This window comes from Streptomyces zhaozhouensis (assembly GCF_900230195.1).
Lineage (GTDB): Bacteria > Actinomycetota > Actinomycetes > Streptomycetales > Streptomycetaceae > Streptomyces > Streptomyces zhaozhouensis.
The window spans coordinates 1-15253 of the sequence record NZ_OCNE01000020.1 but is presented as its reverse complement, the minus strand read 5'-3'; the positions used below and the strand labels follow the sequence as shown (position 1 = coordinate 15253).

Sequence of the window (15253 nt, the reverse complement as noted above, 5' to 3'; positions counted from 1 at the left end):
CAGTGGTCGGCCCTACGATCCCCCCATGACTGCCGCTGTTTTGTCGCTCTCCGCGGACGAGGCCCGCCGCGTCGCCCTACGTGCCCAGGGTCTGCTCGGCTCGCCGGACCGCCGGGCCGGGGTGCGCGGGGTGCTGCGCGACCTCGGCGCCGTCCAGCTGGACACGATCTCCGTGCTGGCCCGCTCCCACGAGCTGCTGCCCTACGCCCGGCTGGGCGCGGTGGGCCGGCCCGCCGTCGAGGAGGCGTACTGGTCGGGGCGGAGCGCCTTCGAGTACTGGTCGCACGCGGCCTGCGTGCTGCCCATCGAGGAGTGGCCGCTCTTCGCGTTCCGCCGCCGGGCCTACCGCGCCCGCACCAGCTGGTCGCAGGAGGTGCCGGAGGCCGCCTACCGGCGGGTGCTCGACCAGCTGCGCGCCGAGGGCCCCTCGACGGCCACGGAGCTGGGCGGCGCGAAGAACGGCGGCCCCTGGTGGGACTGGAGCGAGAGCAAGGTCGCCGTGGAGCGGGCGCTGATGCTGGGGGACGTGGTGGTCACCCGGCGGCAGGGCTGGAAGCGCGTCTACGACCTCCCGGAGCGGGCCCTGCCCGAGGAGCTTTACCACGATCGGCTGAACGACGAGGAGTGCCTGCGCCGGCTGGTCACCCAGGCGGGTGTCGCGATGGGCGTGGCCACCCAGGCGGATCTGGCGGACTACCACCGGCTGCGGGGCGCCGAGGTGGAGGCGGTGATCGAGGACACGGGGCTGGTGCCGGTGACGGTCGCGGGCTGGCCGGAGCCCGAGTCGCAGGGCCGGCGGCACCGGGCCTGGGCCGACCCGGCGGCGTTGGCCGACCCGCCGCGCGGGCGCCACCGCACGACGCTGCTGTCGCCGTTCGACTCGCTGGTGTGGGACCGGCCGCGCACCGAGCGGATCTTCGGCTTCTTCCACCGGCTGGAGGCGTACGTTCCCCGGCCCAAGCGGATATACGGCTACTTCGCGATGCCGCTGCTGGCCGGGGGCCGGCTGCTGGGCCGGGTCGATCCGGCGCGCGAGGGCCGCACGCTGGTCGCCAGGCACGCGGCGTTCGAGGGGCAGACGCACCGCGCGGAGAAGGCGGTGCCGGCGATGGCCCAGGCGCTGGTCGAGGCGGCCGGCTGGGTCGGCTGCGACCAGGTGCGGGTGGAGCGCTGCACCCCGGCGGAGCTGGCCGCCCCGCTGGCGGCGGCCCTTCCCTAGGTCGGCGCCCGGCCGGGGCGGGGGCCGCCCCGGCCGGGTCAGCCGGTCTCCAGGTCCAGGATCTTCTCGCGCATCGCGTAGACGACGGCCTCCATGCGGGAGTGGAGCTGGAGCTTCTCCAGGATGTTCCGCACGTGGTTCTTGACCGTGTTCTCGCTGATGTACAGCTCCTTGGCGATGTCCCGGTTGTTCTTCCCCGTGGCCACCAGTTTCAGGACCTCCAGCTCCCGGTCGGTCAGCCGTGGCGCGGGGACCAGGCGCCGCTCGTCGGTGCGCTGGATCATCGACTTGAACTCGGTGAGCAGCTTCGCCGCCATCGAGGGGCTGATCTGCGACTGCCCGTCGGCCACGGCGCGGATCGCGGCGGTCACCTCGTCCGTGGAGATCTCCTTCAGGAGGTAGCCGGTCGCCCCCGCCTTGATCGCGTCGTAGAGGTCGGCCTCCTCGTCGCTGATGGTCAGCATGATGATCCGCGCGCTGGGGGCCACCTCCTTGATCGAGGTGCACGCCTCGATGCCGCCGCGCCGCGGCATCCGCACGTCCATCAGCACGATGTCGGGCAGCAGGTCCGCCGCCTTCTCCACCGCCTCGGCGCCGTCGCCGGCCTCCCCGACGACCTCGATGTCGGACTCCTGCGCGAGCACGATCTCCAGCCCCCGCCGGAACAGCTCGTGGTCGTCCACCACCAGGACCCGGATCGGCTCACGCGCGGCCTCCGGCTCCCGCTCGGCCCCGGGGACCGGCCGCCCCCTGGACATTCTGGGTCCGAACGTCTCCACCGTCGCATCCCTCCCCCTGGCCGGTTCACCACACTCGGCCACCCCCCATGATTCCATGGCGACACCCCCGGCCGGATCCCCGATCCGGCCAAGGGGTGCGCGTGTTCGGGCGCGGCGCGCCCTCAGGCGCCCAGCGTGCCGCCCGCGCCCTCCGGCGCGACCTCACCCAACGGGTCGGTCTCCAACCGGATCACGCCGTAGTCGTACGCGTGGCGCCGGTAGACGACGCTCGGCTGCTTGGTCTCGATGTCGACGAAGAGATAGAAGTCGTGGCCCACCAGCTCCATCTCGTAGAGCGCCTGGTCCAGGCCCATCGGGGCGGCGGTGTGGGTCTTCTCCCTGACCACCAGCGGCCCGTCGCCCTCCACCACCACCGGGCCCATCTTCCGCACCGGCACCTCGTCCGGCTCGGGGGTCTGCGCCGGCAGCATCCCGTGCCCGTTCAGCGGCGCCGCGTCCGGCACCACATCGGCGACGGCGCTGGCCGGGATGCGCCCGCGCCCCCTGCGGGAGGTGCGCTTGTCGTTCTCCCTGCGCAGCCGGGACTCCAGCTTCTCCACCGCGAGGTCCAGTGCCGCGTACGGGTCCGCGGCCGACGCCTCGGCGCGCACCACGGGGCCCCGGTGGCGCATGGTGATCTCGACCCGGTCGGAACGGTCCGCCTGGCGCGGGTTGGGCTCCTTGGACACCTCCACGTCGAGACGGGTCACCTTGCCGTCGATCCTCTGGATCTTGTCCAGCTTCAGCTTCTCGGCCACATGGCGACGGAAGCGCTCCGGTACCTCGGTCTTGCGGCCCTTGACGACGATGTCCACGTGAACTCCGTTCCCGGACGGCCCCACGCCGGGTGGGACCCTCCTTGGTGCACTTTCGCCGGGCGGGCCGGTGTCCACGGCCCTTCCCCGGCGTTACGACGGGGTTACGACTTTCACCTCCTCTTCCCCGGGGAGGAAGATCAACACCCCCTCCGACAACGGGGTGATGGTCGGAAGTCGATCCTTCGCGAACATACGGGCATCTGTAGTTATGGCGGGCTGATCATCCGTTCCGAAACGGAATGCGCATATCCGCTCTCCTTCGAACGTACCGCTGACCACCCCGGTCCGGCACCCCTACCCACGCGTACGCCCGACCCATGCCGAAAGCGGCCCCGCGACCACCGCGGCCGCCACCGGACGCGCACCGCCGGCGCGCACCGCGCGGGCGGCCTCCGCGAGCGAGGCGCCGGTCGTCACCACGTCGTCGACCAGCACCACGGGCGCCCCCGCGGCCAGCGCGCCCGGCCGCACGGCGAGCGCCCCCGCGAGGTTCTCCGCGCGGGCCCACCCCGGCAGCCCCGCCTGGTCGGCCACCGGCCGCACCAGCCGCAACGCCGGGACCACCCGCGCCGGCACCCCGCCCGCGCGCAACGCACCCGCGGCGCGCGACGCGATCCGGCGCGTCGGGTCGTGCCCGCGCCGGACCACCGCGCCCCGCGAGGACGGAACCGGAACCAGCGCCCACCCCGCGCCCCCGCCCGGCCGCACCGCACCCGAGGCCAGCACCGCGTGCCCCAGCGCCGCCCCCAACGGGCGGGCCAGCGGCAGCATCCCGCGCTCCTTGTGGGCCAGCAGCATCCCCCGCACCGCGTCCGCGTACGGCGCCGCCGCCCACACCGGCGGCAGCCCCGCCGGAGCCGGCACCGGGAGCACCCGCCGCGCCCGACCGGCGCGCAGCTCCGCGACGCACGCCCCGCAGACACCGTCGCGCCCCCGACCGCAACCGGCGCACTCCGTGGGCAGCACCAGGGCCGCGATCTCCCTCCACCATCCGCGCATGGGCACCACCGTGGCCCATCGCCCGCGCGGCGCGGCGACGTTCACCCCCCGTTCCCCCGAAACGGGGAGCCCGCGTCAACGCCGAACGACGCGAAGCGGGCCCGCGACGAACGACGCGAAGCGGGCCCACGCCGAGAAGACCGGGGAGCCGAGACCGGGGAGCCGAGAAGGCCGAGAGAATCGGAGAGCCGAGCGCGCCGGCAGAGCCGGGGAGACCGGACGAGCCGGGAGCCGGAAGGCCGGGGAGACCCGGGCGGAGGACCGGGAGCGCCGCTCACCCCGGGTAGAACGGCCCCTGCCCCACCTCGGCGACCAGCTTCCACTGACCGTCCTCGCTCAGCCGCGCGATGCGGTTGCCGGTCTCGGCGAGCATCGGCAGCGCGTCCTCCTCGGTGGCGGCGACGGCCCGCACGTCGTTGAGGCCCGGCACGCTGGGCCCGCCGCCCGTGGATCCGTCCGTCTCCACATGGCTGATCTGCTCGACCCCGTCCGCGGGGCGGCCGACCACCACCAGCCCGCTGTCCCCGGCCCAGGAGACCGCGACGGTGTCCGCCAACTGCGGTGCCACCGGCCGCAGTTCGGTGACCTCGACGGCGACCCCCTCGTCGGTCCTGGTCCGTTCGACGCGCCCGATCTGAAGGCTGCTGCGCTCACCGTCGCCGACCAGCATCGCGATCCGCACCCCGTCGGGCGCCAGCCGCAGCGCCTCGATCCGTTCCCCCTCGCGCAGCCCCTCCACCGGCACGCCCCGGGGCGCGTCCTCGCCGTCGCTCAGCCGCAGCAGCTCGGGCTCGGCCGCGTCCCGGTCGGCGAGCCACAGGTCGCCGAGCCCGTCCCAGCTCGGCGCGGTCAGCCCGCCGTCCGCCGCCGTGCTCAGGACCAGCTCCGTCGCCACGGTCTCCTCGTCGTCCAACGGGCCCACCAACAGCGTCGAGCCGTCGGCGCTCACCCCCGCCGCGTGTTCCCCGTCGCGGCTGACGGCGGCGCTGCGCAGCCCGACGCCCTGCTCGCCCAGCGGCCCGTCGACCGGGAACGGCTTCTCCTCGTAGTCCTCGGAGAGCGACACCAGCCGCTCGTCGCCGTCCACGTAGTACCCCTGGCCCATGGTGCCGTCGAGCAGCCCCGGCTCGTAACGGGGCGCCTCGGGCGCCTCCTGCGCCTTCCGCTCGCACAGCTCGTCGCCCGACGAGGTCCTGAGCCTGGCCTCCTTGATCTCGACGGAGGCCACGTCCTGCGCCGTGTGCAGCAGTTGCGCCGCCATCCGCTGGCACCGCGACCTCGGCCAGTCCTCCGGCACCCCGGCCAGCCGCACGCCCAACTCGCCCTCGCCGTCGATGGTGACGCCGCTGCCGGTCAGCTCGACGTCCGGCGGGAACTCCGAGGAGACCACCGGGCTCAGCCAGTCGCTCGGCCCGGCCAGCAGGGTGCGCACGCTCTCCGAGACGGGCTCCACCCGCCGCCGCACATAGATCGGGTCCGGCACCAGCACGCCGTCGCCGCGCTCCGCGCGCTCGGGCTCGGAGCTGAGGTCGGCGTAGTAGTACGTGTTGACCGCGTGGTAGATCCGCCGGAAGTCCGGCTCGCCCATGACCAGCCCGTCGGGCAGCGTGTCGATCCGCCACTGCCCCTCGTCGCGCCGCAGCGTGAGCAGGGTGCGGAACTCGCCCTCCCGGGGCCGGTAGACGTGCCCGTCGTCGACCTCGGCCAGCCGCGTCCCCGAGATCTCGATCCGGCGCAGCTCACCCCGACTGTCCTCGTCGACGTCCACCTCCGGCACGCCCGTGTCGACCGCCGTCGTCAGCACCGTCGTGCTGTCGAACGGGTCCCACAGCTCGCGCCGCTCCGGCGTCAGATACTCCCTGGCCGTCTCGTACTCGGCGTCGTCGCTGGTCGTCGCCTCAAGGAAGCCCTGCACGATCTCCTGCGGGGTGGCGTCCTCCGCCGGGCTCACCCCGTCGACCCGCACCTGCGACTCGCTCTCCGCGCGCTGCGAGGAGTCGACTCCCTGCACCGAGCCTCCGCTCGGCATCGAGGCGCAGCCCGCGAGGAGCAGCACCGACACCACCGCAGCGGCCGGCCAACACCGGCGCGTCTCACCGCTGTTCATGGCCGCCCTCCCCACCGCTCGCGGCGTTGCTCGACGCCGAGGACCCCGGGTCGCGGCCGACCGGGTGCCCGTTCCTCTCGCCCGCGCCCGCCGAGATGGCGCGCGCCCCCGCGATCGCCCCGGAGCGCACCGCCCGGCGCGCCCGCGAGTCGTCCGGCTCCAACGGCAGCGGCGAACGACGCGGGCGCGCGCCCACCGTGCACGGCAGCGTCAGCCGGAACTGCGCGCCGCCGCCCGGCTCGCCCCACGCCTCCAGCAGCCCGCCGTGCAGCCGCGCGTCCTCGGTGGCGATGGAGAGCCCCAGGCCGGTGCCGCCCGTCGTCCGCGCCCGCGCGGGGTCGGCGCGCCAGAAGCGGTTGAAGACCCGCTCCGCCTCGCCAGGCCGCAGGCCGATGCCGTAGTCCCGCACCGCGACCGCGACGGCCTGCCCGTCCCGGCCGGCGGCCAGCCGCACCACCACGTCCCTGCCCTCGCCGTGCTCGATCGCGTTGACCACCAGGTTCCGCAGCACCCGCTCGATGCGGCGCGGGTCGACCTCCGCCACCACCGGCGCCCCGTCACCGCGCACCAGCAGCCGCCCGCCCTTCCGCTCGGCCAGCGGCTCGGCGCCCTCGACGACCCGGTGCACCACGTCCCGCAGATCCGTCGGCTCCGCCTCCAGATGGGCGGCGCCCGCGTCGAACCTGCTGATCTCCAACAGGTCGCCCAGCAACGACTCGAACCGGTCCAGCTGGCTCAGCAGCAGCTCGGCCGAGCGGGCGGTCGCCGGCTCGAAGTCGCCGCGCGCCTCGTGGATCAGGTCGGCGGCCATCCGCACCGTCGTCAACGGCGTCCGCAGCTCGTGCGAGACGTCGGAGACGAAGCGGCGCTGCATCCGGGAGAGCTCCTCCAGCTGCTGGATCTGCGTCTGGAGGTTGCGCGCCATCTTGTTGAACGACTCGCCGAGCCGGGCGATGTCGTCCTCGCCACTGACCTTCATCCGCTCCTGGAGCCGCCCCGCCGCCAGCCGCTCGGCGATCCCCGCCGCCATCCGCACCGGGGTCACCACCTGCCGCACCACCAGCCAGGCGATCGCGCCCAGCAGCGCCACCAGGAACAGCCCCGCCGTGGCGAGCGTGCCGGTGACCAGGCTGAGCGACTTCTCCTCCTGCGTGAAGGGGAAGAGGTAGTACAGCTGGTACTGGTTGCCCTCGTTGTCCGGCAACCGCTTGCCGATGATCAGCGCGGCCTCGGTCTCGCCGTTCTCCCGCACCACCGTGCCGTACTGGCGGTATGTCGCCGACGAGCCGTCGAGGGCCTGCCGCATCTCGGCCGAGATGCTCTCCGCAGCCTGGATGTCCCCCATGGAACGCGTGCCCCGCGGCGGCGCCGGCCCGTCGTCCGGGCCGAACGGCACCTGGTCGGAGCTGAGCGCCACCACGTAGTAGACGCCCTGCCCGCCGCTGGCCAACTGCTCCACGATGTTGTTGAGCCAGGTGCCCGCGTCGACGGCCGGCGCGGCGCCGCTGTCGCCCCGCTCGTCGGCGTCGACCGCCAGGTCCTCCGCCACGGCGAAGCCGCCGTCGGCCTGGCTCTGCGCCGTCTGCCGCTTCGCCTCCAGCAGCCCGTTGCGCACCTGCCCGACGACCACCACGCCCAGCACCAGCACCACCGCCATCGACAGCAGCAGCGTGCTGGCGACCACCCGCAGCTGGATGTTCCGCCGCCACAGCCGCATCACCGACAGCAGCGGGCCGCGCGCCACGCGGCCGAAGATCCGGATGGCTGGCTGCGCCCGGCCACTGTTCGCCCCTTCGGACAACAGCCGGGAACCACGCCACCACACCCGGTCGGACACCTCAGCTCGTTCCGGCCTTGTAGCCCACGCCGCGCACCGTCACCACGATCTCGGGGCGCTCCGGGTCCCGCTCCACCTTCGAGCGCAGCCGCTGTACATGCACGTTCACCAGCCGGGTGTCCGCCGCGTGCCGGTAACCCCAGACCTGTTCGAGCAGCACCTCGCGGGTGAACACCTGCCACGGCTTGCGCGCGAGCGCCACCAGCAGGTCGAACTCCAGCGGCGTCAGCGAGATCGTCTGACTGCCGCGCTTCACCGAGTGCCCCGCGACGTCGATCACCAGGTCGCCGATGGCCAACTGCTCAGGCGCCGGCTCCTCGGAACGCCGCAGCCGGGCCCGGATGCGGGCGATCAGCTCCTTCGGCTTGAACGGCTTGACGATGTAGTCGTCGGCGCCGGACTCCAGCCCCACCACCACGTCCACCGTGTCGCTCTTGGCCGTCAGCATGACGATCGGCACCCCGGACTCACCCCGGATCAGCCGGCAGACCTCGATGCCGTCCCGTCCGGGAAGCATCAGGTCCAGCAGCACCAGATCCGGCTTGATCTCCCGGAAGGCGGCCAACGCCTTGTCGCCATCCGCCACGAACGACGGCTCGAACCCCTCCCCACGCAGCACGATGCCCAGCATCTCCGCCAGCGCGGTGTCGTCATCGACGACGAGTACGCGTCCCTTCATGGGCCCATCATCCCATTGCCCGATGGCGCCTCATATGAACGTGATCTGGAACACACCTCGGCCAGCCCGCCGTGATCCACCGGCGCCACCACACCACGCTCCGTCACCAGCGCCGTCACCAGCTCCGGCGGCGTCACGTCGAACGCCGGGTTGTACGCCTGCGCCCCCACCGGCGCCACCGGCACCCCCGGAGCCAGCTCCGTCACCTCGTGCCCCGGCCGCTGCTCGATTCGGATCGCCGCGCCCTCCGGCGTCCCCAGATCCACCGTGCTCACCGGCGCCACCACCACGAACGGCACCCCGTGATGCCGGGCCAGCACCGCCAGGCCATAGGTGCCGATCTTGTTCGCCACCGCGCCGTCGGCCGCGATCCGGTCGGCCCCCACGACCACCGCGTCCACCTCACCCGCCGCGAAGAGCGACCCCGCCGCGCCGTCCACCTGCACCGTGTACGGCATCCCCTCCCGCGCCGCCTCCCACGCGGTCAGCCGCGCCCCCTGCAACAACGGCCGCGTCTCGTCGACCCACAGCCGCCGCAGCTCCCCCGCCCGGTGCGCCGCGCGCGCCACCGCGAACGCCGTCCCGCCGCCGACGGAGACCAACGCGCCCGTGTTGCAGTGCGTCAGCAACCGGTACCTGCCGCCCGGCAGCAACTCGCCCAGCAACCCGCGCCCCAGCGCCGCCATCCGCTCGCTGTCCTCGACCTCCTCCCGGTGCAGCGCCCGCGCCTCGGCCAACGCCGCCGCGGCCGCCGCCTCCCCCGCGCCGCCGGCCGCCTCGTACGCGGCGACCGCGCGCGCCACCCCGTACCCGAGGTTCACCGCGGTCGGCCGCGCCTCGGCCAACGACCGCGCGGCCTCCCGCACGTCGAAGCCGCGCGCCGCGGCCAACGCCACCCCGTACGCGCCGGCGACGCCCAGCACCGGCGCCCCCCGCACCGCCAGCGACTGAATGGCCGCCACCAGCCCGGGAACGTCAGTGACCGTCAACTCCACCTCCTCGGAAGGGAGTCGCGTCTGGTCGAGCAACAACAGCACGGGACCCTCGGGCGGCTCCGCCCAGCGCAGGGTCGGGACTCTCAGATCAGCCATTGCCCCAGTCTGCCGCCCACCCCCCGCCGGGAGAAGGCGCGACCACCCGACGCACACGGCCGGCCCCCCGCCACCACCTCCATGGCACGATGGGCGCCAGGAAAACGGCACACGGCGGGACCGGCACACGGCCGCAAGGGGCAACCCCCCGGAAACCACACCACAAGGGAGCAACCGTGAGCGACAAGCCGGGCTGGACCTCGCCCGGGTCCCCGTCCCCGGACCCGGACAACGGCCCGCAGCAGAGTCCCCCGCCCCAGGGGCCCCCACCGCCGGCCGGCGGCCCGCCCCAGGGCTGGGGACAGGCCCCCGGCGGCTGGGGCCAGACCCCGCCCCCCGGCTGGGGCGGCCGGGGCCCGACGCCCCTGGCCCCCAAGCCGGGCGTCGTCCCGCTGCGCCCGCTGACCCTCGGCGAACTCTTCGACGGCGCCGTCTCCACCGCCCGCGCCCACTGGCGCACCGTGCTGCTCATCAGCCTCGGCATCGCCATCGTCACCCAGGTCGCCGCCACCATCGCCATGCGCCTCTTCCTCAGCGACAGCGAGGGACTGGACGCCCTGGAGAACAACCCCGACCCCACCGACGAGGAGCTGCGCCAGGCCCTCGGCGACCTCGCCGCGTTCACCTCGGTCACCGGCATCGTCACCCTCCTCGGCAGCGTCCTGGCCACCGCGATGCTGACCATGGTCGTCAGCCGCGCCGTCCTCGGCCGCGGCGTCACCCTCGAAGAGGCGTGGGGTGACTCCCGCAGCCGCCTCCTCCCCCTGCTCGGCGTCGTGCTGCTCGTCCCGCTCCTGGCCGTACTCGCCGTCGCCGTCCCCGCGTTCGCCCTCGCCCTCACCGGCAGCGCCGGCCTCGCGGCGCTCGGCGTCGTCGGCGGCGCCGTCCTCGCCGTCTGGCTCTACGTCAGGCTCTCCCTCGCCGCGCCCGCGCTGATGCTGGAACGCCAGGGCGTCATCGCCTCCCTGCGCCGCTCGGCCAAGCTCGTCGAGGGCACCTGGTGGCGGATCTTCGGCATCCAGCTGCTGATGCTGCTGCTGGTCGTCGTCGTCAGCGGCGTCATCGAGTTCCCCGCGACCGCCATCGCCGGCTTCATCGACGGCGAGGGCACCAGCTCCCTCACCGGCGACATCGGCGACATGACGTGGACCTATCTGATCCTCTCCGGGATCGGCGCGGTCATCGCCGCCACCCTCACCCTCCCCATCAGCGCCGGCGTCACCGCGCTGCTCTACATCGACCAGCGGATCCGCCGCGAGGCCCTCGACCTCGAACTCGCCCGCGCCGCCGGCCTCACCGGCGAGACGGACCCCGCGGGAGACAAGGGACCGGAGGCCGGCGGCCCCGACCACGACGGCCCGGAGCGCTGACCCCGTGCGTTCGGCGGACGAGGTGGGCCCCCCGCTCACCGTGCCCAGCGCCCCGGCCAGGGAGGCCGCCGAACGCGAACTCTCCCAGGACGTCTACACCCGACACGAGCCCGGCCTCTTCCGCCGCGTCTGGAACTGGGTCTGGGAACGCCTCTTCGGAGCCCTGGAGTCAGCCGCCTTCCACACCCCCGGCGGCTGGCTCGGGCTCCTGGTGATCGTGCTGATCCTGGTCGCCGTCCTCGTCGCCGTGCGCCTGCGCCTCGGCGCCCTGCGCGGCGCCACGGGCCCCCGCGCCGGCCGGGCCCTGTTCACCGACGAGCCCCTCACCGCCGCCGAACACCGCGCCGCCGCCGAGGCACACGCCGCCGCCGGCCGCTGGTCCGACGCCGTCCGCGAACGGATGCGCGCCCTCGTCCGCGCCCTGGAGGAACGCGCCCTCCTCGACCCGCGCCCCGGCCGCACCGCCACCGAGGCCGCCGCCGAGGCCGCCCGCGCCCTCCCCACACTCGCGCCCCGCCTGAACGACGCCGCCGCCCTCTTCGACGCCGTCGCCTACGGCGAACGCCCCGCCACCGCGGACGACCACGCCCGCCTCGCCGCCCTCGACGACGACGCGCGCCGCGCCACCCCCGACCTCGCCGCCGCCGGCTGGACCACCCCGTGACCGCGCCCGCCGACACCGCGGTCTCCCCCGACGCACGCCAACTGCTGCGCCGCGCCCGCCCGTTCGCCATCGGCGCCGTCGCCCTGGTGCTCGCGGGACTGCTGCTCGCCGTACTCAACTCCGGCGAGAGCGGCGCCCTCCACCCCCGCGCCAGCGTCCCCCAGGGCAGCCGCGCCGTCGCCGAACTCCTCGAGGAACGCGGCGTCACCACCACCCTCGCCACCACCGCGGCCGAGGCCGCCGACGCCCTCGGCCCCGACAGCACCCTGCTGGTCGCCCGGCCCGAGGCCCTCACCCCCACCGCCCGCGACACCCTGCGCCGCGCCGCCGCCGAAGCCGCCACCCGCACCGTGCTCGTCGCCCCGGGCCCCGAGGCCACCGCCGCGTTCGCCCCGCGGGTCACCGTCGCCCCACCGGTCGAGGCCGAGGAACGCCCGCCGCGCTGCGCCTGGCCCACCGCGGAACGCGCCGGCGAGGCCCGCGTCGGCGGCTACCGCTACGCCCTCCCCGAGGGCACCACCGACGCCGCCGACTGCTACCCCGCCGGCGGCACCGCCACCCTCGCCACCGTCCCCACCCCGACCGGCGAGACCGTGCTCCTCGGCTCCCCCGACATCCTCACCAACGACCGCCTCGACGAGGCGGGCAACGCCTCTCTCGCCCTCCAACTCCTCGGCGCCCACCCGCGACTCGTCTGGTACCTGCCCAGCGGCGAGGAGGCACCGGCCGCCGACGAGCAGCGCTCCGTCACCGACCTGCTGCCGCCCGGCTGGCGCTGGGCCGCCCTGCAACTCGGCATCGCCGCCGCCCTCGCCGCCTTCTGGCGCGCCCGCCGCCTCGGCCCCGTGGTGACCGAGCCGCTGCCCGTCACCGTTCCCGCCGCCGAGACCGTCGAGGGCCGCGCCCGCCTGTACCACCGCGCCCACGCCAGGACCCAGGCCGCCGACGCCCTGCGCGCCGCGACCCGCGCCCGCCTCGCCCCCGTCGTCGGCGTCACCCGAGCCGACACCCACCACCCCGAGGCGCTGCCGCCCGCCGTCGCCGCCCACACCCGCGCCACCGCCGCCGAGACGCACGCCCTGCTCTTCGGCCCCGCCCCCGAGGACGACCGCGCCCTGGTCCGGCTCGCCGACGCACTCGACGCGCTCGAACGCCGCGTCACCGAGCAACCGCCCGCCCCCGAACCCCGCACCGATCCCACGACAGGCGAGGAGCCACGCCCGTGACCGCCGCACCCTCACCCGAAGCCCCGCACGCGGTGCTGGAGTCCCTGCGCGCCGAGATCGGCAAGGCCGTCGTCGGCCAGGACGCCGCCGTCACCGGCCTGGTCGTGGCGCTGCTCTGCCGGGGACACGTGCTCCTCGAAGGCGTCCCCGGCGTCGCCAAGACCCTGCTCGTCCGCACCCTCGCCACCGCGCTCGCACTCGACACCAAGCGCGTCCAGTTCACCCCCGACCTGATGCCGAGCGACGTCACCGGCTCGCTGGTCTACGACACCCGCAGCGCCGAGTTCTCCTTCCAGCCGGGGCCGGTCTTCACCCATCTCCTCCTCGCCGACGAGATCAACCGCACCCCGCCCAAGACCCAGGCCGCGCTGCTGGAGGCGATGGAGGAACGCCAGGTCACCGTGGACGGCGAGCCGCGCCCGCTGCCCGACCCCTTCATGGTCGCGGCCACCCAGAACCCGATCGAGTACGAGGGCACCTATCCGTTGCCGGAGGCACAACTCGACCGCTTCCTCCTGAAGTTGACGCTGCCGCTGCCCTCCCGCGAGCAGGAGGTCGACGTGCTGACCCGGCACGCCGCCGGCTTCGACCCCCGCGACCTCGCCGCCGCCGGCGTCCGCCCGGTCGCCGGGGCCACCGACCTGGCCAACGCCCGAGCCGCCGTCGCCGGGGTCACGGTCTCCCAGGAGATCACCGGCTATGTCGTCGACCTCTGCCGCGCGACCCGCGAGTCGCCCTCCCTCGCGCTGGGCACCTCGCCGCGCGGCGCGACCGCGCTGCTGGCCACGGCCCGCGCCTGGGCCTGGCTCTCCGGCCGGGACTTCGTCACCCCCGACGACGTGAAGGCGCTCGCCCTGCCCACCCTCCGCCACCGCGTCCGGCCACGCCCGGAGGCCGAGATGGAGGGCGTCACCGCGGACCGGGTCCTCACCGGCCTGCTCACCCGCGTCCCGGTCCCCCGCTGATGGCCCTCACCGGCCGCACCGCGCTGATCGCCGCGCTGGGGGCGCTGGTCGTCGGGCTGCTGCCCGGCTGGCACGGCGTCCTCGCCGTGGGGCTCCCGCTGCTGGCCGCCGTCCTCTACGACCTGGCCAGGGCCGCCCCGGTGCGCACGCTGCGGTTCGCCCGCGACGGCGACACCTCGGCCCGCCTCGGCGAGACGGCGGAGGTGCGGCTGACCGTCACCAACCCCGACGGCCGACGCCCGCTGCGCGCCGAGCTGCGCGACGCCTGGCCGCCCAGCTCCTGGCAACCCGGCACCGCGTTCGCCGCCGCCCGGCACCGCCTCACCGTGCCGCCGCGCGAACGCCGCCGGCTCGTCACCACGCTGCGCCCGACCCGCAGGGGCGACCACCGGGCGGTCCGGGTCACGGTCCGCTCGCACGGGCCGCTGGGCCTGGCGGCGCGCCAGGGCGGCCACGAGGTGCCGTGGACCGTACGGGTGCTGCCGCCGTTCACCAGCCGCCGCCATCTGCCGGCGAAACTGGCCCGGCTGCGCGAACTCGACGGCCGCACCTCGGTGTTGACCCGGGGTGAGGGCACCGAGTTCGACAGTCTGCGCGACTATGTCCCGGGCGACGACGTCCGCTCCATCGACTGGCGCGCGACCGCCCGCCGCTCTGCCGTCGCCGTCCGCACCTGGCGTCCGGAACGCGACCGGCATCTGCTGCTGGTCCTGGACACCGGCCGGACCTCGGCCGGCCGCGTCGGCGACGTGCCCCGTCTGGACGCGGCGATGGACGCCGCGCTGCTGCTGACGGCCCTCGCCCACCGCGCGGGCGACCGGGTGGACCTGCTGGCCTTCGACCGGGAGGTCCGCGCCTCGGTGCGGGGCCGCACCGGCTCCGACGTGCTGCCGGCCACGGTGGCCGCGCTCGCCGCCCTGGAGCCCCGACTGGTCGAGACCGACACCTCGGCCCTGGCGGCGACGGCCCTCGCACAGGCGCCCCGGCAGTCGCTGCTGGTCCTCTTCACCGGACTGGAGGCGGCCCCGGTCGAGGCCGGTCTGCTGCCGGTGCTCCCTCGGCTGACGGAGCGGCACACGGTGCTGGTCGCGGCGGTGGGCGACCCCCGTGTCGCCGAGCTGGAGGCGGGCCGTTCCACGGTGAGCGCTGTCTACGAGGCCGCCTCTGCGGCCCATCACCGCGCCGAACGCCAGCTGACGGCCCAACGCCTCCGCGGTCTGGGCGTCACCGTCGTCGAGGCCACCCCCTCGAACCTGGCGCCGGCCCTCGCCGACGCCTATCTGACGCTGAAGGCGACCGGCCGGCTGTGAGCTGACCTGGAAGGCGGGAAAGGGAGAGAACAAAAAAGCCGAGGGGCTTCACGGAAATTGATTTCCGTGAAGCCCCTCGGCTTATTCAAATAATTGTCCGGCGGCGTCCTACTCTCCCACACGGTCCCCCATGCAGTACCATCGGCGCTGAAGAGCTTAGCTTCCGGGTTCGGAATGTAACCGGGCGTT

13 protein-coding genes and 1 rRNA gene are annotated in these 15253 nt (G+C 74.8%); 6 read left to right on the top strand and 8 right to left on the bottom strand.

Annotated elements, in window-relative coordinates; all coding sequences use genetic code 11:
- The first annotated feature begins 25 nt into the window (after window positions 1–25).
- The gene (locus CRP51_RS23110; protein WP_097233247.1) at window positions 26–1219 is read left to right on the top strand and encodes a winged helix-turn-helix domain-containing protein; all 1194 of its coding nucleotides are present in this window, start codon (window positions 26–28) and stop codon (window positions 1217–1219) included.
- 38 nt (window positions 1220–1257) lie between these two features.
- Here the strand turns inward: CRP51_RS23110 and CRP51_RS23105 are convergent, their stop codons facing one another.
- The 7 genes from CRP51_RS23105 to mtnA all read right to left on the bottom strand — a co-directional run bounded on the left by CRP51_RS23105 (window position 1258) and on the right by mtnA (window position 9529).
- Window positions 1258–1977 carry a response regulator gene (locus CRP51_RS23105; RefSeq protein WP_097233246.1) on the bottom strand — a complete coding sequence of 240 codons (720 nt, stop codon included), beginning with the start codon at window positions 1975–1977 and terminating at the stop codon, window positions 1258–1260.
- A 143-nt stretch (window positions 1978–2120) separates the two neighbouring features.
- Window positions 2121–2813, bottom strand: a complete 693-nt coding sequence (hpf, locus tag CRP51_RS23100; RefSeq protein WP_097233245.1) for a ribosome hibernation-promoting factor, HPF/YfiA family — start codon at window positions 2811–2813, stop codon at window positions 2121–2123.
- 297 nt (window positions 2814–3110) lie between these two features.
- Window positions 3111–3815, bottom strand: a complete 705-nt coding sequence (locus CRP51_RS23095; protein WP_097233328.1) for a ComF family protein — start codon at window positions 3813–3815, stop codon at window positions 3111–3113.
- Window positions 3816–4089: 274 nt separating this feature from the next.
- On the bottom strand, window positions 4090–5922 hold the full coding sequence (locus CRP51_RS23090; RefSeq protein WP_141514649.1) for an LpqB family beta-propeller domain-containing protein: 1833 nt from the start codon (window positions 5920–5922) through the stop codon (window positions 4090–4092).
- Entirely contained in the window at window positions 5909–7759 is a 1851-nt protein-coding gene (gene mtrB, locus CRP51_RS23085) for an MtrAB system histidine kinase MtrB (RefSeq protein ID WP_099459326.1), read from the bottom strand. The genes CRP51_RS23090 and mtrB overlap by 14 nt, the downstream gene beginning before the upstream one ends.
- Before the next feature lies 1 nt (window position 7760).
- Window positions 7761–8438 (bottom strand): two-component system response regulator MtrA, encoded by a 678-nt coding sequence (gene mtrA, locus CRP51_RS23080; RefSeq protein WP_097233243.1) that lies wholly within the window; start codon window positions 8436–8438, stop codon window positions 7761–7763.
- Entirely contained in the window at window positions 8435–9529 is a 1095-nt protein-coding gene (gene mtnA / locus CRP51_RS23075) for an S-methyl-5-thioribose-1-phosphate isomerase (protein WP_097233242.1), read from the bottom strand. Before mtnA ends, mtrA begins: the two co-directional genes overlap by 4 nt.
- 176 nt (window positions 9530–9705) lie before the next feature.
- Between mtnA and CRP51_RS23070 the strand changes: the two genes are divergently transcribed.
- Genes CRP51_RS23070 through CRP51_RS23050 form a run of 5 tightly spaced genes read left to right on the top strand, consistent with a single transcriptional unit; the run spans window position 9706 to window position 15064 of the window.
- The gene (locus tag CRP51_RS23070) at window positions 9706–10899 is read left to right on the top strand and encodes a glycerophosphoryl diester phosphodiesterase membrane domain-containing protein (protein ID WP_097233241.1); all 1194 of its coding nucleotides are present in this window, start codon (window positions 9706–9708) and stop codon (window positions 10897–10899) included.
- Between the two features lie 4 nt (window positions 10900–10903).
- Window positions 10904–11563, top strand: coding sequence for a DUF4129 domain-containing protein (locus CRP51_RS23065; RefSeq protein WP_097233240.1), 660 nt, complete (start codon window positions 10904–10906; stop codon window positions 11561–11563).
- A complete protein-coding gene (locus tag CRP51_RS23060) occupies window positions 11560–12789 on the top strand; it encodes a DUF4350 domain-containing protein (RefSeq protein WP_097233239.1) in 1230 nt (409 codons plus the stop codon). The genes CRP51_RS23065 and CRP51_RS23060 overlap by 4 nt, the downstream gene beginning before the upstream one ends.
- Entirely contained in the window at window positions 12786–13754 is a 969-nt protein-coding gene (locus CRP51_RS23055) for an AAA family ATPase (protein ID WP_097233238.1), read from the top strand. Before CRP51_RS23060 ends, CRP51_RS23055 begins: the two co-directional genes overlap by 4 nt.
- Window positions 13754–15064, top strand: coding sequence for a DUF58 domain-containing protein (locus CRP51_RS23050; RefSeq protein WP_097233237.1), 1311 nt, complete (start codon window positions 13754–13756; stop codon window positions 15062–15064). The genes CRP51_RS23055 and CRP51_RS23050 overlap by 1 nt, the downstream gene beginning before the upstream one ends.
- A gap of 95 nt (window positions 15065–15159) precedes the next feature.
- On the opposite strand, the gene rrf is transcribed toward CRP51_RS23050, so the two are convergent.
- A 5S ribosomal RNA gene (gene rrf, locus CRP51_RS23045) occupies window positions 15160–15253 on the bottom strand; the annotation flags it as partial.